Here is a 17219-nt window from a genome sequence, read left to right on the forward strand (position 1 = left end):
GGCTGAGCGCCGCGTTGAACCGGCTCGCCGGGGTCCCCGTGCAACGACTGCTGGCCCGCCCCGAGCTGCCGGCCGCCGTCGCCCTGGCCAACCGCGGCCTGCCCGCCCGTACGGTCGAGGGCTTCCTGCGCCCGTTGCTCGCCGCGCTGCTCTGCGACCCCGGGCTGACCACGTCGAGCCGGTGCGCGGATCTCGCGCTGCGGGCGTTCGCGAGCGGCCGGCTGTGTGTGCCGGAGGGCGGCGCGGAGACGCTGCCGGAGCTGCTCGCGCGGTCGCTGCCGCCCGGCACGGTGCACACCGGGGTCCGGGTCACGTCCATCGCCACGAACCTCGTGACCACCGCCGACCACGGCGAACTGCGCTGCCGGGCCGTCCTGGTGGCGACCGACGCGCGCGCCGCCGCCGGTCTGCTGCCCGGCCTGCGCGTACCCGGCTTCCACCCGGTGACCGTCGTCCACCACACGGCCGACGAGGCGCCGTCGACCGGCGCGTTCCTGCTCCTGGACGCGGACCGCGGGGGCCCGGTCGCGCACACGGCGGTGGTCAGCCGCGTGGACCCGTCCCGCTCCCCCGCCGGGCGCCCGCTGATCTCGTCGACGGTGCTGGGCGCCCCTCCGCAGGACGTGGACACGGCAGTGCGGGCCCATCTGTCCCGCCTCTACGGGATGTCCACCACGCGCTGGGAGACGCTCGCCGTGCACCACACCGCCGAGGCGGTGCCCGCGATGCGTCCGCCGCACGACCTGCGCCGCCCGGTACGGCTGCTGGCGGGCCTGTACGTGTGCGGTGACCACCGGGACACGAGCACCGTCCAGGGCGCCCTGCACTCCGGGCACCGGGCCGCGTCCGCGATCCTGACGGATCTGGGCGCGGGCCCGATGCACGCGGCGGAGCCGTTGCGGACGACCGCGACGGCGACGGCGACGGCTGCCTCGGACGAGGAGGAAGAGGAAGCGGCGGCCGCGTGAGCTATCCGAACGCGGCGACCTTGTCGCGGTACCCCCTGACCGGCGCCGCGTCCCTGTAGGGCTCCAGGCGCCGCTCGAAGTCCCGTACGTACTCGAGCGCCCGCACCGAGCGCATCTCCGTCGCCGCGCCGGCCGCCTCCGCGCCCAGCTGGCAGGCCTGGTCGAGCTCGCCGAGGCCCAGCCGGGCCGAGGCGAGCACGACACGGCAGAAGAGGCGGCTGCGGGCGAAGGCGGGGGCGCGCAGCTGGAGCGAGCGCTCCGCGTGCTGGGCGGCGGCCCGGAACTGCTGGAGGTCGCGGTGGCAGTGCCCGAACTCGTCGGCGAGCTGTGCCTCGTCGAAGAACCGCGCCCAGTGCGGGACCTCGTCGCCGGGCCGGGACGCTTCGAGAGCGCGTTCGGCCCGTACGAGGGAGGCGGTGCAGGCCCTGACCTCGCCCAGCACCCCGTGGGCGCGCGCCTCACAGGCGTGCAGCAGGGACTGGACGACGGGCGGTGCGGTCGTACCGACACCCTGCTGGGCCACCCGCGCGAGCTGCACGGCCTCCCGCCCGTGCCCGAGGTAGACGGCCTGCCGGCTCATGGTGGCCAGCACGTACGAGCCGTACGCCCGGTCCGCCGCCGCCTGCGCGAGCCGCAGCGCCTGGACGAAGTAGCGCTGGGCGAGGCCGTGCGCGGCGATGTCGTACGACGTCCAGCCCGCGAGCCGGGTGAGGTCGGAGGCCGCCGCGAACAGGCGGCGGCCCGTCTGCTCGCCGTACGTGCCGCGCAGCATGGGCTCGGTCTCGTGTTCGAGGTAGCGGACGAGGGCCTGCCTGGCGTGGCCGCCCCCGTAGGCGTCGTCGAGGGTGCGGAACAGCTCGCCGACCGAGCGGAGCGCGGCGATGTCACCTCCGGTGACCTTCTGCCCGGGCCCGCGTTCGGCCTGCCCGCGCTGCCGGGGCACGCCGGGGCGCCCCTGCACGGGCACCCGTACGACGGGCTGGTCGCCTCGCCCGACCCGGTCGTCGGGGCGCCCGATCAGCCAGTCCCGGCTGGGCACGACGAGCCCGGCCGGAGTGAAGGCGATCTTGCGCAGCTCGGCGTGGCTGCCGGAGTCCTTACGCCACAGCCCGCTGACGATGTCGACGGCCTCCTCGGGGGTGGACGCGAACTCCAGCCCCGCGTAGACGGGCGCGCAGGCGTCGAGCCCCAGGTCCTGGGCGGTGAGCCGTCTGCCGAGGCGCCGGGTGAACACCTCGGCGATGAGCGCGGGGGTGGTGCCGCGCGGCTGCTGCCCGCGCAGCCAGCGGGTCACCGATGTCTTGTCGTATCTCAGATCAAGGCCGTGTTCGAGACCGAGCTGGTCGACCCGGCGGGCCAGACCTGCGTTGGAGAATCCCGCTTCTGCGATGAGCGCGGCGAGCTGTCGGTTGGGCGTGCGCTGCGCGGGTCGTTCCGTCATCTGCGGTGCGGTCTCCTGCCTTCGGGCCCTCTGATGTGCCCGGATTGCTGGTGAGCAGCCCTATTTGGCCTCGTGAACGGCGCGAATGTAGCGGAGCGTAAGCAGCCGATCGCACATTCCGCCGCACATTCATCCGATCGTGTGAGAATCGGGCGTCGGACTGACGGGGATCGACCGGACGTACAGTGGCTTGGGCGCGTTACGTGCCTGACGCACAGCTGCTGAGGAAGCCGCTGAAACAGCCAGGGAGGCGCCCCCGTGAGTGGTGAGTTGCGGTTCGTCCGGATGGGATTCGGTGCCGACGGCGTCGAGTACGTCGACTACCAGGTGGCCTGGGACGAGCAGCGCAGGGTGCACGCGGCCCGTTTCGCGGACGAGATCCCCGACACCTGCCTGCTCCTCGAACACCACCCGGTGTACACGGCCGGGCGGCGCACCGATCCGAGCGAGCGGCCCCTCGACGGCACTCCGGTCATCGACGTGGACCGCGGCGGCAAGATCACCTGGCACGGTCCGGGCCAGCTGGTCGGCTACCCCATCCAGAAGCTGCCGCGTCCGGTGGACGTCGTGGCGCACGTACGGCGACTGGAGGACGCGCTGATCCGTACTTGTGCGGAGTTCGGGGTGGAGACGTCGCGGGTGGAGGGGCGCAGCGGGGTGTGGGTGCTGGGCGATCCGGTCGAGCAGCGGGCCGCCGCGCTCGGCGGTCTCTCACTGGACCTGGATCCGCGCCTGACGGACGACGAGTTCGATCCACGGCTGAACGGGCCCGAGTACGCGCCCTCGAACGCCGGGCAGCGGCGGGAGGACCGGAAGCTGGCTGCGATCGGGATCCGGGTGGCGAAGGGGGTCACGATGCACGGCTTCTCGCTGAACGTGAACCCGGACAACGTCTGGTTCGACCGGATCATCCCGTGCGGCATCCGGGACGCGGGGGTCACGTCGCTCGCGAACGAACTGGGGCGGGATGTGACGGTGGGGGAGGTTCTGCCGGTGGCAGAGCGGCATCTGCGGGACGTGCTGGAGGGCGCGGAGCCGCAGGCGCGGGTGGTCGAAGGGGCTTCGGCCTGACTTTTCCTCGCCCCCGCCGCCCCTACCCGTCCCATCCTCGGCCTGAGGGCTGCGCCCCCAGACCCCCGATTCGACCCTGAACGGGCCTCGTCCTCACACGCCGGACGGGCTGAACGGGAATGCACCCCCGGTCTCAAAGGTTGCCCGTCTCGTAGGGCGGGAAGCGCACGGGCGTACCCTGGTGTACGCCGAAGAATCGAAGCTACAGGGAGCCATCGTGTCCGCAGTCGCACCCGACGGACGCAAGATGCTGCGCCTGGAGGTCCGGAACGCCCAGACCCCCATCGAGCGCAAGCCCGAGTGGATCAAGACCCGGGCGAAAATGGGTCCCGAGTACACGAAGATGCAGAACCTCGTGAAGAGCGAGGGCCTGCACACCGTCTGCCAGGAAGCCGGCTGCCCCAACATCTACGAGTGCTGGGAGGACCGCGAGGCCACCTTCCTCATCGGTGGCGACCAGTGCACCCGGCGCTGCGACTTCTGCCAGATCGACACCGGCAAGCCCGAGGCACTCGACCGCGACGAGCCCCGCCGAGTCGGCGAGTCCGTGGTCACCATGGACCTCAACTACGCCACCATCACCGGCGTCGCCCGCGACGACCTCGAGGACGGCGGCGCCTGGCTGTACGCCGAGACCGTGCGCCAGATCCACCAGCAGACCGAGGGACGGGCGGAGGGGCGTACCAAGGTCGAGCTGCTCGCCCCCGACTTCAACGCCGTACCGGAGCTGCTGGCCGAGGTGTTCTCCTCCCGGCCCGAGGTCTTCGCGCACAACATCGAGACGGTCCCCCGCATCTTCAAGCGCATCCGCCCCGGCTTCCGCTACGACCGCTCGCTCAAGGTCATCACCGACGCCCGCGACCACGGTCTGGTCACGAAGTCGAACCTGATCCTCGGCATGGGCGAGACCCGCGAGGAGGTCAGCGAGGCGCTCCGGCAGCTGCACGAGGCCGGCTGCGAGCTGATCACCATCACCCAGTACCTGCGTCCGACCGTCCGGCACCACCCCGTCGAGCGCTGGGTCAAGCCGCACGAGTTCGTCGAGCTGAAGGAGGAGGCAGAGCAGATCGGCTTCTCCGGCGTCATGTCCGGCCCGCTGGTGCGTTCCTCGTACCGCGCCGGCCGCCTCTACCAGATGGCCATGGAGCTGCGTCAGTCAGCCGCTCCGCAGCGGGACGGTTCACACATCGCCTCGCAGGCCGTGTGAACAACGCTCTTGCCACCTGACACACCGTCACCCGCCCTGCCCAGCATGGGCGCGGCCAACGTGTGAATTCGCGCACAAGTAACTACCCGCCAGTAACGGCTGATTCCGTGCGGTCCTGACCGTCCTCCCAGTTGAGGGCATACGTCAGGGCCGCATCGGCGTTTTCACCTTCCGTATCAAGGCTTCACCGGCGTTTGACCGGCAGGTCACGCCCTGGTAACACCAATCAGTGAGCCTGTCTTTACACGATGTGCACCCTTATCCAGAGCCGTTCCGAGGGGGGACCTCCACCATGCAGACCGCGCCCGTCCGCGCCACACCCATCCCGTCGTTCGCCGACGCACTGCGCGCAGTCGAGTCGTTGCTGCTGAACAGCGGCCAGCGCACCGCCCGCCAGAACGCCTGGACCTCCGTCCAGGAGGACCGCCGTCGCGCCAAGGACCGGGTCGAGGCGCAGCGCGTCCTCGAGCAGGCCCTGGCCACCCACTCCTGACCACTGCTCGCACACCTCCCGGCCGCCTCCCGGCGACACCGCCGTCGTCGGCGCCTCCCAGGCCACGTAGACTTCACGGCATGGCGAGGAAGGAAACCGCGGCGGACGCCGCGAACCCCGGGCGACTCAAGCAGATCGCTCTGACGTACAAGATGACCCGCAAGGCCGACAAGAAGATCGGTCTCGTACTCGCGGCCGTCGGAATTTTCACCTTCGGTGTCTTCCTTGCGATCGGCTTCCTGATCGGTCATCCGATCTATCTCGGCATTCTCGGCCTCCTGCTCGCCTTCCTCGCGACGGCGATCGTGTTCGGGCGCCGGGCCGAGCGGGCCGCCTTCGGGCAGATGGAGGGTCAGCCGGGCGCTGCGGCAGCCGTGCTGGACAACATCGGCCGAGGCTGGACGACGACTCCGGCGGTGGCGATGAACCGCAGCCAGGACGTGGTGCACCGCGCGGTCGGCAAGGCCGGCATCGTCCTGGTCGCCGAGGGCAACCCGAACCGGGTGAAGAGCCTGCTGGCCGCCGAGAAGAGGAAGATGGCCCGCATCGTCGCGGACGTACCGGTGCACGACCTGCTGGTCGGCACGGGTGAGGGCCAGATCGAGCTGAAGAAGCTCCGCACGACCATGCTGAAGCTGCCCCGCGTTCTCGCCGGCCCCCAGGTGACCGCCACCAACGACCGGTTGCGGGCGATGGGCGACCTGATGAGCAACATGCCGGTGCCGAAGGGCCCGATGCCCAAGGGGACGCGCATGCCGCGCGGCGGCAAGATGCGCTGACACAAACGACCTCGTACGACGACAGCGACCTCGTACGACGATGGGGGCGCCCGGATCACTCCGGGCGCCCCCATCGTCGTACACCCAAGGGCCCGAGAGGAGCTAGATCCGTACTTCCACGGTGCGGGCCAGCCGGTCGTGCAGTCCGCGGCCGTCGCGGTCCCAGACCAGGGGCGGGAGGGCGAGGAAGAACAGGACCGTTCGCAGCGCGGCACGCAGGGGGCTGACGCGGCCGGTGTCCAGGGCGACGACCCGCAGGCCGAAAAGCCTCTTGCCCGGGGTGTAGCCGAGCGTGCTCAGCGTGAGGAGGAGCAGCGCGAGGAGAATGAGCGGCGCCCAGATCTGCGCCGCCTCGTTGTAGCTGTCCGTGATGAGGCCGTATGCGATCAAGAGGCACAGGCCCCAGTCGACGGCCAGCGCGGCGATCCTGCGGCCCGGGCGGGCGATCGAGCCGGGGCCCTCCTTCGGCAGACCGAGCTGTTCGCCCCGGTATCCGAAGTCGACACCGGCTTCCTCCGCGGCTGCGCGCGGTCCTGAGAGCCACGATCCGATTACTTGCCTGTTGTCCACCCGACCACGGTACTGCGCGCGATTTTCGATCCGTACAGGTGGGTCGCCCGGCCGGAGTCCGGTTAACTTGGTCGAAACAAATGGGTCATGCCTGAGAAATCACCTGTCCCTATGGTCGGATCCAACGTGTGCCACCGCACTGGCCGCACGAACGAACTACCACCCCGGCACGGACGGCCGGGAGTAGGAGGAGCTGGATGTTCCAGAACGCCGACGAGGCCAAGAAGTACATCGCGGACAAGGACGTCAAGTTCGTCGACGTCCGCTTCTGCGATCTGCCGGGTGTGATGCAGCACTTCACGCTGCCGGCGACGGCCTTCGACCCGGACGAGGAACTTGCCTTCGACGGCTCCTCGATCCGCGGCTTCCAGGCCATCCACGAGTCCGACATGGCGCTCCGCGCCGACCTGTCCACGGCGCGGGTCGACCCGTTCCGCAAGGACAAGACGGTCAACATCAACTTCTTCATCCACGACCCGATCACGGGCGAGCAGTACTCCCGTGACCCGCGGAACGTGGCCAAGAAGGCGGAGGCGTACCTGGCGTCGACCGGTATCGCGGACACCGCGTACTTCGGTCCCGAGGCCGAGTTCTACGTGTTCGACAGCGTGCGCTTCGCGACCGGCGCGAACGAGTCCTTCTACCACATCGACTCCGAGGCCGGCGCCTGGAACACCGGTGCGGTCGAGAACAACCGTGGCTACAAGGTCCGTTACAAGGGCGGCTACTTCCCGACCCCGCCGGTCGACCACTTCGCCGACCTGCGTGCCGAGATCTCCCTGGAGCTGGCCGCGTCCGGCCTCCAGGTCGAGCGTCAGCACCACGAGGTGGGCACCGCCGGTCAGGCCGAGATCAACTACAAGTTCAACACGCTGCTCGCCGCGGCCGACGACCTCCAGCTCTTCAAGTACATCGTGAAGAACGTGGCGTGGCGCAACGGCAAGACCGCGACCTTCATGCCGAAGCCGATCTTCGGTGACAACGGTTCGGGCATGCACGTCCACCAGTCGCTGTGGACGGCCGGCTCGCCGCTCTTCTACGACGAGGCCGGTTACGCGGGCCTGTCGGACATCGCCCGCTACTACATCGGCGGCATCCTCAAGCACGCCCCGTCGCTGCTCGCCTTCACCAACCCGACGGTGAACTCGTACCACCGTCTGGTCCCGGGCTTCGAGGCGCCGATCAACCTGGTGTACTCGCAGCGCAACCGCTCCGCGGCCATGCGTATCCCGATCACGGGTTCCAACCCGAAGGCCAAGCGCGTCGAGTTCCGTGCGCCCGACTCCTCCGGCAACCCGTACCTCGCCTTCTCCGCCCTGCTGATGGCGGGCCTGGACGGCATCAAGAACAAGATCGAGCCGGCCGAGCCGATCGACAAGGACCTGTACGAGCTGGCTCCCGAGGAGCACGCGAGCGTGGCGCAGGTCCCGACCTCCCTCCCGGCCGTCCTCGACTCCCTCGAGCGCGACCACGAGTTCCTCCTCCAGGGCAACGTGTTCACGCCGGACCTGATCGAGACGTGGATCGACTTCAAGCGCACGAACGAGATCGCGCCGATCCAGCTGCGTCCGCACCCGCACGAGTTCGAGCTGTACTTCGACGTGTGATCGACCCGCTCCACCAGCGTTCCAGGGCCGTCCCCGCGAGGGGGCGGCCCTGCCGTGTTTGGGCTGATCGATATCTTTTCCCGCTTCACAGACCGGCCACAGCCAAGGGATCATCCTTGTCTATTGTCCAGACGGTTGTTCGAACCAGACATGAGAGAGGGAAACGGGGATGTCCGAACAGGACGACGTGGAGCGGGAGTTCGACGTCAGATGGGCCGACGGCGCCGAGCACAAGGAGCCCTCAGCGCGGGCCCGGATGCTGGCCGCGCGGTGGAAGGAGAACCCGCCGGAGGCGGTGCCGTTCCGAGGGGGTCCCGACTACTCGGGTCCGCGTCGGTCGTCGTGGGTGTCGACGGCGCTCGTACTGGGGTGCGTGGCCGCGGTGATCCTGCTGCTGGGGTACGCGAACTTCCGGGCTCCGTAGTAGCCGTAGCGGCCGTAGCAGCTGCGCTGGGCGTAGCGGCCGTACCGGAGTGCGTTGCCGGCCGCCCGTATATCGCGCGACCGGCGGCCGGTCCGGGCATACCATCGCGCGATACGGCAGGCTGGACCGGGGGCGGGCATGCGCGGGGACATCAGGGGCGGCGAAGTGGCGGCGCGGCGGCTGGCCGAGGGGGCCGCTCTGCCGGACGTGCTCGACGCCGGGGACCCGGTGGCCTGGCTCGGGCTGGACGCGGGGGTCAGGTCATGGTTCCACTGGCTCCCGCCGGAGCTGTTGCCGACCGTGACCGAGCTCGACGGCCGACGCCCCTGGCTCGCCGCCCCCACCGAGGCCCGGCTCGCACTCGCCCTGTGCCACCGCGACGGGCGGGTGCGTGCGGCGGCACTCGGGCAGGCGGTCCGGTGTCCCGGGCTGTGGCCGCTGGTCGTCGTCCGCACCGCCGACTGGGTGCTTCCCGTGCGGGAGCGCGCCCGGGAGGTGCTGCGCACGGTCCTCGACCTGGACGCGGCCGTCCGGCTCGCGCCGCTGATCCTGCTCGGCGCCCGCCGCGGCCGGGGTGTCTTCGCCGTCGACCTGCTCGACGAGGTACTGCGCCGGGCACCCCGCGAGCGTCTCACGCCGCTGTTCACCGACCCCGACCGCGTCGTACGCCGGTACGCGTACCGCCTGGCCGTCGACGAGGGGCGCCTCTCCCCCGCCGAACTCGCCCGCGCCGCAGCCCGCGACACCGACCCCGTCGTCCAGAACCTGTGCGCCGAGGCCGCCTTGGCCCCCGTACCGGAGGGCGATGCGGCGGGCGGTGTGGACGTCGTCGTACTCGACGCGCTGCTCGGCTCGCGCGGGCCCCGGGTGCGGTCCGCCGGGGTGACCGCGCTGCGGCGGGCCGGGCAGGGGGAACGGGCGGCGGGGTTCCTCGACGACCGGTCCGCGCTGGTGCGGGCCTGTGCGCGGTATGTCGTACGGCAGTCGGGGGGCGATCCCCGGGCCTGGTACCGGCAGCGGTGTGCCGGGGTGGACGACCCGGCGCTGACGCCCGGCGCGGTCGCCGGGCTGGCGGAGTGCGGGGTGCGCGCGGACGCGGAACTGCTGTGGCCGCTGCTCGGTCATCCCACCCCCGGGGTGCGGGCGCGGGCGGTGGCGGGTCTGCGGACACTGGACGTGACGGACGTACGACGGCTGCGGGCGCTGCTCGACGACCCGGCTCCCGGCGTGGTGCGGGAGGTGACGCCGTCGCTGCTGCCCTTCGCGCGGTCGCTGGACGCCGACCGGCTGGCGGAACGGCTGGGCGACGGGTCGCCTCGGCATGCGCGGGTGGCCGCGTTCCGGCTGCTGGACGCGCGGGGCGGGCTGGTGCGGCTGCGGGCGGCGGTCACGCTGCTCGACGATCCGGACGTCCGGCTGCGGGCCCGGGCCGCGCAGTCGGTACGGAGCTGGTCTCCGACTCCGGACATGCCGCACGGGTCGGCGGAGGTGGGTGAACTGCTCGACCGGGCTCAGCGCCTGCTCGGCGAGTCCGCGCTGAGAATGCCGATGTGGGAGGCCGGCTTCCGAGGCTGAGCTTTGCCGGGCCCAGGACCGATCGCGACCGCTTCATGGGACGGGGCGGGTGCACACTGGGCAGTGGGGCGAGTGCCTGACTGCGGGGTGGTACGGATGCCGAACCGAATGCGGAGCGATCGACGCCTGACCGTGCGGATGACGGTCACGCTGTTTCTGCTCGGACTGCTGTACGTGGCCTTTGTCGCCGCGTTGATCGTGTTGCTGAAGTCCTGGGTGCTGGTCGTGGTGGTCGCGGCGGGGTTCCTCGCCGCGCAGTACTGGTTCTCCGACCGGGTCGCCCTGTTCGCGATGCGCGGGCGGGTCGTGGAGCGCGAGGAGTATCCGCAACTGCACGGGGTGATCGACCGGCTGTGTGCCGTGGCCGACCTGCCCAAGCCGGTGGTCGCCGTTTCGGACATGGATATGCCGAACGCGTTCGCGACCGGGCGGAACGCCGATCACGCCGTGGTGTGCGTGACCACCGGTTTGCTGCGGCGGCTGGAACCGGAGGAGCTCGAGGGTGTGCTCGCGCACGAGCTGGCGCATGTCGCGCACAAGGACGTCGCCGTGATCACCGTCGCGTCCTTCCTCGGCGTCATCGCCGGGCTCATCGTTCGGTTCGCGTTCTACTCGCAGATGTTCGGCGGGGGCCGGCGGGACCAGAACACCGCCGTCATCTTCATGGCGGTGATGGGCGTCTCCGCGGCCGTGTACACGATCAGCTTCCTGCTGATCCGTGCCCTCTCCCGATACCGGGAACTGGCCGCCGACCGCTCCGCCGCGCTGCTCACGGGGCGGCCGTCGGCACTGGCCTCCGCGCTCACCAAGGTCTCCGGCGACATCGCGCGGATCCCGTCGAAGGACCTGCGGACCGCGCAGGCCTTCAACGCCTTCTACTTCACGCCCGCCATCGGCAAGGAGCCGGGCCTGGCCCGGTTCTTCTCCACCCATCCCAGTCTGGAGCAGCGGCTCGACCAACTGGGTCGGATCTCCGGCGAGTTGGGTGAGGCGGCGACTCCCGGCACGGGAAACTCGTGAGCTGAGGAGCGAGGAGAACGGAACCCATGGGGCTGCTGGACATTCTGCTGGGGCGCACCAAGCCCGTCGCACCCGATCTCGACCGGCTCTTCGGGCTGCCGTCGGCCGCCGTGACCCTCCAGGCCGCGGCCGGCTTCACGCCCACGGGCGGGGGGTCGGTGTGCTTCGCCACGGTGGAGGGCGCGGCCTTCGACGACGTACGCAAGGAGGTCCAGGCCCTGCTCGACGCGGATGCGGAGCGGACCGGGGCGCCTGTCGAGCTGGTCCGGGACGAGTACGGGTACTCGTGGATGGTGTCGCGGCGCGGGCCGGAGGATCTGCCGGCGCTTGTGGGGGATCTGCACGCGGTCAACAGTGCGCTGGAGGCCAGTGGGTTCGGGCCTCAGTTGTTGTGCTCCGTGGTCGGGTTCGAGGATGTGGGGGGTTCGGAGAGCTCTGGGGCCTCGGAGGGCTCGGGGGGTTCGGGGGGTTCGGGTGGGAGTGCTCGGCGGCTTGGGCTTGTCTATCTGTACAAGCGCGGGACCTTCTATCCCTTCTCGCCGCTGCCGGGCGGTGACGGTCAACGGCGGGACAGCTCGCTGGAGTTGCAGGTGCGGGCCGCGCTCGCCGACGATCTGCGGATCGAGCAGGACCTGAACCGCTGGTTCCCGGTGTGGGGTGCCCCCGGTCTGTGAGACGGACCGACCGACCGGAGGCACACCCCCTTTCTCGACTCTCGACTTCGCTTACTGACTTCGCTTACTGGCCCCGACGGTCCTGGCGGCGGGTCTCGACGGGGTGCTCGCGGCGGTAGCGGCGCTCCCACCTGGCCTGCTGGTCCCGGCGCTGGCGGTAGGCCCGGTAGCTGGCGGGTGCGGAACCCGCGGCCGGGCCGCCGCCGCCGGACGAGGAGGTCGCCGTACCGCTCCCCGTGCGGCCGTAGCGGAAGTAGACGAAGAGCAGGCCGGCGGCGACGAGCCACAGGACGCTGTTCTTGAAGCCCATGATGATCAGAACGACGATCGCGGAAATGATCAAGGTTCCCATGACGGGACTCCTTGTGAGTGACGTGGGTGGCTGAGCGGTGATGTACGTGACGGTGGATGTCGGGTGGGGCGTTTGGGGCGGGTGTCCGCCCGTCGGTGCGTAGAGAGTAGCCCCGAGTCCCGCAAGTCATGCCGGTCCGGCGGAAAGCGGTATGGACGGCTTCGCTCTGCCTGTCCAGCCTAGGGACGACAGGGGAGCCCGCGCATCCGTATTTCGCGGGGTGTGTGACGGGAGGGGCGTGAGTGAATGAGCCTATGAGTGAGCTGCTTCCCTTCGTGTACGACGTTGACGGTGAACGACTCAGCGGGGTGTACGGGGGTGCCCGGGACGGGGATTCGGGCCGGGATTCGGGCGGGGCCGCCGTCGTTCTGCTGCACGGTGCCGGCAACGGGAGCAAGGAGCGGCTGGTGCCGTTGCTCGCCGAGTTCGTCGCGCGTGGCTGCCAGGGGCTCGCCTTCGACTTCTCGGGGCACGGTGAAAGTACGGGTGAGCTGCGGGAGTTGAGTCTGCGGCGGCGGTTCGAGCAGGCCGTCGGTGTCATCGGGGCACGGATTCCGGTGGGCAGCCCGCTCGTGCTGGTCGGGTTCAGCATGAGCGGGCAGACGGTGGCCGATCTTGTCGGCCACTACGGAGAGCGGGTCGCCGGTGTGGGGTTGTGCGCGCCCGCCGCGTACGGGGCCGAGGCGTGGGATGTGCCGTTCGGTGAGGGAAGTGGCCGCTTCAGCGAGTTGATCCGGACGCCGGGCAGTTGGCGCGGGGCGCCCGCGCTGGGTGCGTTGCGGGCGTTCGCGGGGCGGGCGGTGCTGGTGGTGCCGGGCACCGATCACGTCATTCCGGGCGAGGTGACGGAGGCGGTGACTGAGGCCCTGGCGGCGCGGGCGCGGTTCACGCGGCTTGAACTGGCGGATGCGGACCACTTCTTGGGGCTTCGGTTTCGTGAGCATCCGGAGGAGCGGCGGGAGTTTGTGGATGCTGTGCTGAAGGGGGTGGGGTGAGCAGAGTTTTCGCCCCCGCCGCCCTTACCCGTCCCATCCCGTTCCTGGGGGCTGCGCCCCCAGACCCCCGCATCGGCCCTGAAGGGGCCTCGTCCTCAAACGCCGGACGGGCTAGGGGTGCGGGCCGATGGCCGAAGTGCCGGGTGCCCCTGGGACAGACAAGGCACCCGGCGGCCGTTCAGCGGGAGTAGCGCATCAGGGCTCGTACCATGTGGCACGTCGTTTCCGACGGTGGGTGGACGCCGATCAGGTCCGCCGCGCTGCGGATCGTCTCGTTGCGGGCCTGGTTCGGCATGTAGACGCCGGAGTCGAGCAGGGCGATCGCGAGCCGCATCGCCTTGAGTCGGCGGTTGTGCGTGACGTACCACTCGCGGGGTCGCCCCGGCGGCAGCGGGCGCTTCTCCACGGGGGCGCACGGCAGTTCGAGCAGGACCCCCCTCTTGGCGGTGGACTGGGTGGGCATCAGCTTGAGAGCGGCAGCGGGCACAGGCATCCTCCTGTCGCGGTCAGGGTGGCACCGGACCCCCCGGCGACACCCTCGAACACTGCTTCTATTCTACCGCCCAGCACTGACAAAAGCCCCTGGCCACAAGGCCTCTGGCGTACCGTGAGCCCCATGGAAATCTGGATCAACCCGGCCTGTTCCAAGTGCCGTGGAGCCCTGTCGCTGCTCGACGCGGAGGGCGCCGAATACACCGTCCGCCGCTACCTGGAGGACCTGCCCACCGAGGACGAGATTCGCGACGTACTCGACCGGCTCGGGCTCGAACCCTGGGACATCACCCGGACCCAGGAAGCCGTCGCCAAGGAGTTGGGGCTGAGGGAGTGGGGCCGGGAGGCGGCGGACCGGGAGCAGTGGGTCGCCGCTCTCGCCGCGCATCCCAAGCTCATCCAGCGGCCCATCATCACCGCCGACGACGGGAGTGCCGTCGTGGCCCGTACCGACGAGGCCGTGCGGGATGCTCTGGGGCGGCGTTCAGCTGAGTGATGTACGTCACTTTGGCGGCGCCTGTGATCGCTGAGTGACCTTGTTCGGTATCTCGTACATAGCGGCGTACGCTCCCCTATCTCTTCAGGAGGCGCGCATGTCGCGTAGGAGAACTGTCAGTACGAAGAAGAAGCTGGCGCTGTTGATCGGTGCCGGTGTGATGGCGGGCGGTGGGGCTTTCGCCATGGCGGCCACCTCGAACGCGGCGCAGACCGCCGCGGACTCGACCGTCTGTCAGGGGCTCGCCACCGCCCTCGGCAACAACCAGAAGTTCATCGCGGACCAGCGGGCCGATCCCGACGCCCTGTCGACGGCCCGGATCGCGAACCGTGACGCGGTCGTCGCGCAGATCAAGGTCCAGCAGGAGGCGTCCGGTTGCGTGGTTGGGGAGTCGGCTCAGGACTCCCAGATCACGCAGCCCGGCACCCAGCCTGCGGCGCCCTCATCGCCTGCTCGGACCACCTCGCCTGCCACGGCCGCCCCACCTGCCACGCCGGCTTCTCCGGCCACGCCAGGCGACAGGCAGCAGGTCTGTGACGGGTCCACCGTCACTCTCTCCGGGGAGGGCGGAGACCCCGCCGCGTCCAGCAACCAGTTCCCCGCCGGGACCACGTTGCGCGTCACCAACCTGGACAACGGCAAGTCCACGACGGTGGAGGTCACTTCGTTCTCCGGCAGTTGCGCCCTGCTCAACAACGCGGCCTTCGAGCAGGTCCGCGAACCGGGCAAGTTCCTGATCCGCCGGGCACTGATCGAGAAGGTGGGGTGAACTTCCAGCGCTGATCTGCTCGGACAAGGGTCCTGTCGCTCCCGGCCAGGGGCGGCAGGACCCGCCCGTTTCCCGGATTTCCCCAACCTCTTCGCATACGAGTCCCGGAGCGCTCCCCCTCGCTTCCCCTCCGCGGTCCGTGCCGTCCTCCCCACGTGAAACGCGCCACAAGAACACCAGGTAACACGGGGTTCACATTCGAGCAATGATCGGGAAATCGCCTGTTGACAGGCTTCCGGGTAATGGCGCGGTGCCTCAGTGCCGCAGCACCGCAGCACCCGCAAGTGCGCATAGAGACCCACCCCGAAGGATGTGTCCCCGTGACCTTCAAGGCTGAGTACATCTGGATCGACGGCACCGAGCCGACGGCCAAGCTCCGCTCCAAGACCAAGATTCTGGCCGACGACGCCAAGGGCGCCGAGCTGCCGATCTGGGGCTTCGACGGGTCTTCCACGAACCAGGCCGAGGGTCACGCCTCGGACCGCGTGCTCAAGCCGGTCTCCTCCTACCCGGACCCGATCCGTGGCGGTGACGACATCCTCGTCATGTGCGAGGTCCTCGAAATCGACATGACGCCGCACTCGTCCAACACGCGTGCCGCGCTGACCGAGGTCGCCACGAAGTTCGCCGCTCAGGAGCCGATCTTCGGCATCGAGCAGGAGTACACCTTCTTCGACGGCTCCCGCCCGCTGGGCTTCCCCGAGGGCGGCTTCCCGGCCCCCCAGGGCGGCTACTACTGCGGTGTCGGCGCCGACGAGATCTTCGGTCGCGAGATCGTCGAGGCCCACCTGGAGAACTGTCTCAAGGCCGGTCTCGCCATCTCCGGCATCAACGCCGAGGTCATGCCCGGTCAGTGGGAGTTCCAGGTCGGTCCGGTCTCCCCGCTGGAGGTCTCCGACCAGCTGTGGATCGCCCGCTGGCTGCTCTACCGCACCGCCGAGGACTTCGGCATCACCGCGACGCTGGACCCGAAGCCGGTGAAGGGCGACTGGAACGGCGCCGGCGCGCACACCAACTTCTCCACGAAGGCGATGCGCGAGGGCTACGACGCGATCATCACCGCGTGCGAGTCCCTCGGTGAGGGCTCGAAGCCGCTCGACCACGTCAAGCACTACGGCGCCGGCATCGACGACCGTCTCACCGGTCTGCACGAGACCGCCCCGTGGAACGAGTACTCGTACGGCGTCTCCAACCGTGGCGCCTCGGTCCGTATCCCGTGGCAGGTCGAGCAGGACGGCAAGGGTTACATCGAGGACCGCCGCCCGAACGCCAACGTCGACCCGTACCTCGTGACGCGGCTGATCGTCGACACCTGCTGTTCCGCCCTGGAGAAGGCCGGACAGGTCTGATTCCCATCTGATCCCAGATAGTGAGAAGGGGTGTTCACCGGACGGTGGACACCCCTTCTCTGCTTCGCCCCTTCTCTGCTTCAATGGACCCATGGCCAGCTTCCAGAAGTGCATCGCGACAGGTCGCCACGACCTCGAGCCCTTCTGGCCTTCCCGCCAGCACCACGACTTCGACCGGGTGTGTTGTCGCGCGATGAACGCGCCGGCCCTCTAACACCAGCCGTACGGCCCCTCTGACGCCGTACTTCTCGGTCTTCCGCCGACGCGCACGACGTACGTCCCCGACGAACTCCTCGCGCGAAAGAGCTGACCTCTCATGGCGACCACTCGTACTCTCCCTCCTCTGGCTCCCCTCTCCCCCGGCGGCTCCGCCCGGCACCGGCTGCGCGCCGTCGACCGGGACGAGGTGGTCGACGTCAGGGACTTCCTGCCGCCGGGTGCCACCTGGCTGCCCGCGCCCCCGCACACACTGCCCACACTGCCGGGCCAGCCGCCGATGATCGGCTACCTGGTGCTCGTACCGGCCGACCAGCAGCCGCCCGTACTGCCGTTCGCGCTCCCGGACCCGGAGCTGCTGACCCCGGCCGTGGCCCCGGAGCAGCCCCGGACCGACGGCGGCCGTCACCTCGTGCTCGTCGACAACGTGCAGCGCACCGCCGAGGTCGAAGGGCGTCCGCTGGATCTCACGTACCTCGAGTTCGAGCTGCTGGCCCATCTCGTCGCCCACCCGGGCCGGGTGCACACCCGTGATCAGCTGGTCACCACGGTGTGGGGCTACGGGCACGTGGGCGACGGCCGGACCGTCGACGTCCACATCGCCCGGCTGCGCCGCAAGCTCGGCGCGGAGCACCGGCAGGCCATCCAGACGGTGCGCCGGGTGGGATACAAGTACACGCCCCCGACCGCTCGCTGACCTGCGCTCCTGCCCAGGGGGTGT

19 protein-coding genes are annotated in these 17219 nt (G+C 70.0%); 15 read left to right on the forward strand and 4 right to left on the reverse strand.

Features of this window, described 5'->3' with window-relative positions; all coding sequences use genetic code 11:
* Positions 1-968, forward strand: a 968-nt coding sequence (locus tag G3I71_RS12235) for an NAD(P)/FAD-dependent oxidoreductase (protein WP_164314034.1), incomplete at its 5' end; no start/stop codon positions are given.
* Between the two features lies 1 nt (position 969).
* Here G3I71_RS12235 and G3I71_RS12240 read toward each other — a convergent pair.
* Entirely contained in the window at positions 970-2409 is a 1440-nt protein-coding gene (locus G3I71_RS12240) for a regulator (RefSeq protein WP_164314035.1), read from the reverse strand.
* A gap of 285 nt (positions 2410-2694) precedes the next feature.
* Here G3I71_RS12240 and lipB point away from each other — a divergent pair, with 285 nt between their 5' ends.
* The 4 genes from lipB (at position 2695) to G3I71_RS12260 (ending at position 5959) form a co-directional block, all read left to right on the forward strand.
* Positions 2695-3480, forward strand: a complete 786-nt coding sequence (lipB, locus tag G3I71_RS12245; RefSeq protein WP_164314360.1) for a lipoyl(octanoyl) transferase LipB — start codon at positions 2695-2697, stop codon at positions 3478-3480.
* Between the two features lie 217 nt (positions 3481-3697).
* Positions 3698-4687: a lipoyl synthase gene (gene lipA, locus G3I71_RS12250; RefSeq protein WP_164314036.1), complete on the forward strand. Its 990-nt coding sequence runs from the start codon at positions 3698-3700 to the stop codon at positions 4685-4687.
* 292 nt (positions 4688-4979) lie between these two features.
* Positions 4980-5180, forward strand: coding sequence for a hypothetical protein (locus tag G3I71_RS12255; RefSeq protein ID WP_164314037.1), 201 nt, complete (start codon positions 4980-4982; stop codon positions 5178-5180).
* Positions 5181-5260: 80 nt separating this feature from the next.
* Positions 5261-5959, forward strand: coding sequence for a DUF4191 domain-containing protein (locus tag G3I71_RS12260; RefSeq protein WP_164314038.1), 699 nt, complete (start codon positions 5261-5263; stop codon positions 5957-5959).
* A 102-nt stretch (positions 5960-6061) separates the two neighbouring features.
* On the opposite strand, the gene G3I71_RS12265 is transcribed toward G3I71_RS12260, so the two are convergent.
* A complete protein-coding gene (locus G3I71_RS12265; protein ID WP_164314039.1) occupies positions 6062-6529 on the reverse strand; it encodes an RDD family protein in 468 nt (155 codons plus the stop codon).
* A gap of 197 nt (positions 6530-6726) precedes the next feature.
* On the opposite strand from G3I71_RS12265, the gene glnA reads away from it, so the two are divergent.
* The 5 genes from glnA to G3I71_RS12290 all read left to right on the forward strand — a co-directional run bounded on the left by glnA (position 6727) and on the right by G3I71_RS12290 (position 11829).
* Positions 6727-8136, forward strand: a complete 1410-nt coding sequence (gene glnA, locus G3I71_RS12270) for a type I glutamate--ammonia ligase (protein ID WP_164314040.1) — start codon at positions 6727-6729, stop codon at positions 8134-8136.
* 169 nt (positions 8137-8305) lie between these two features.
* Positions 8306-8560, forward strand: coding sequence for a hypothetical protein (locus G3I71_RS12275; RefSeq protein ID WP_164314041.1), 255 nt, complete (start codon positions 8306-8308; stop codon positions 8558-8560).
* A 138-nt stretch (positions 8561-8698) separates the two neighbouring features.
* Positions 8699-10135 (forward strand): hypothetical protein, encoded by a 1437-nt coding sequence (locus G3I71_RS12280; RefSeq protein WP_164314042.1) that lies wholly within the window; start codon positions 8699-8701, stop codon positions 10133-10135.
* Between the two features lie 96 nt (positions 10136-10231).
* On the forward strand, positions 10232-11155 hold the full coding sequence (gene htpX, locus G3I71_RS12285) for a zinc metalloprotease HtpX (RefSeq protein WP_164314043.1): 924 nt from the start codon (positions 10232-10234) through the stop codon (positions 11153-11155).
* A 26-nt stretch (positions 11156-11181) separates the two neighbouring features.
* A complete protein-coding gene (locus G3I71_RS12290; protein WP_164314044.1) occupies positions 11182-11829 on the forward strand; it encodes a hypothetical protein in 648 nt (215 codons plus the stop codon).
* A 64-nt stretch (positions 11830-11893) separates the two neighbouring features.
* Here the strand turns inward: G3I71_RS12290 and G3I71_RS12295 are convergent, their stop codons facing one another.
* The gene (locus G3I71_RS12295) at positions 11894-12181 is read right to left on the reverse strand and encodes a hypothetical protein (RefSeq protein ID WP_164314045.1); all 288 of its coding nucleotides are present in this window, start codon (positions 12179-12181) and stop codon (positions 11894-11896) included.
* A gap of 254 nt (positions 12182-12435) precedes the next feature.
* On the opposite strand from G3I71_RS12295, the gene G3I71_RS12300 reads away from it, so the two are divergent.
* Positions 12436-13176 carry an alpha/beta hydrolase gene (locus G3I71_RS12300; protein ID WP_164314046.1) on the forward strand — a complete coding sequence of 247 codons (741 nt, stop codon included), beginning with the start codon at positions 12436-12438 and terminating at the stop codon, positions 13174-13176.
* 178 nt (positions 13177-13354) lie between these two features.
* On the opposite strand, the gene G3I71_RS12305 is transcribed toward G3I71_RS12300, so the two are convergent.
* Positions 13355-13663 (reverse strand): hypothetical protein, encoded by a 309-nt coding sequence (locus G3I71_RS12305; RefSeq protein ID WP_164314047.1) that lies wholly within the window; start codon positions 13661-13663, stop codon positions 13355-13357.
* A gap of 129 nt (positions 13664-13792) precedes the next feature.
* Here G3I71_RS12305 and G3I71_RS12310 point away from each other — a divergent pair, with 129 nt between their 5' ends.
* The 4 genes from G3I71_RS12310 to G3I71_RS12325 all read left to right on the forward strand — a co-directional run bounded on the left by G3I71_RS12310 (position 13793) and on the right by G3I71_RS12325 (position 17195).
* Positions 13793-14164, forward strand: a complete 372-nt coding sequence (locus G3I71_RS12310) for an arsenate reductase family protein (protein ID WP_164314048.1) — start codon at positions 13793-13795, stop codon at positions 14162-14164.
* Positions 14165-14261: 97 nt separating this feature from the next.
* The gene (locus G3I71_RS12315; RefSeq protein WP_164314049.1) at positions 14262-14933 is read left to right on the forward strand and encodes a hypothetical protein; all 672 of its coding nucleotides are present in this window, start codon (positions 14262-14264) and stop codon (positions 14931-14933) included.
* A 320-nt stretch (positions 14934-15253) separates the two neighbouring features.
* Complete coding sequence (gene glnII / locus G3I71_RS12320; RefSeq protein WP_164314050.1) at positions 15254-16282, forward strand: glutamine synthetase; 1029 nt, start codon at positions 15254-15256, stop codon at positions 16280-16282.
* Positions 16283-16598: 316 nt separating this feature from the next.
* Complete coding sequence (locus tag G3I71_RS12325; RefSeq protein ID WP_164314051.1) at positions 16599-17195, forward strand: winged helix-turn-helix domain-containing protein; 597 nt, start codon at positions 16599-16601, stop codon at positions 17193-17195.
* Positions 17196-17219: the final 24 nt, after the last annotated feature.

The organism is Streptomyces sp. SID12501, from assembly GCF_010550245.1.
Taxonomy (GTDB): domain Bacteria; phylum Actinomycetota; class Actinomycetes; order Streptomycetales; family Streptomycetaceae; genus Streptomyces.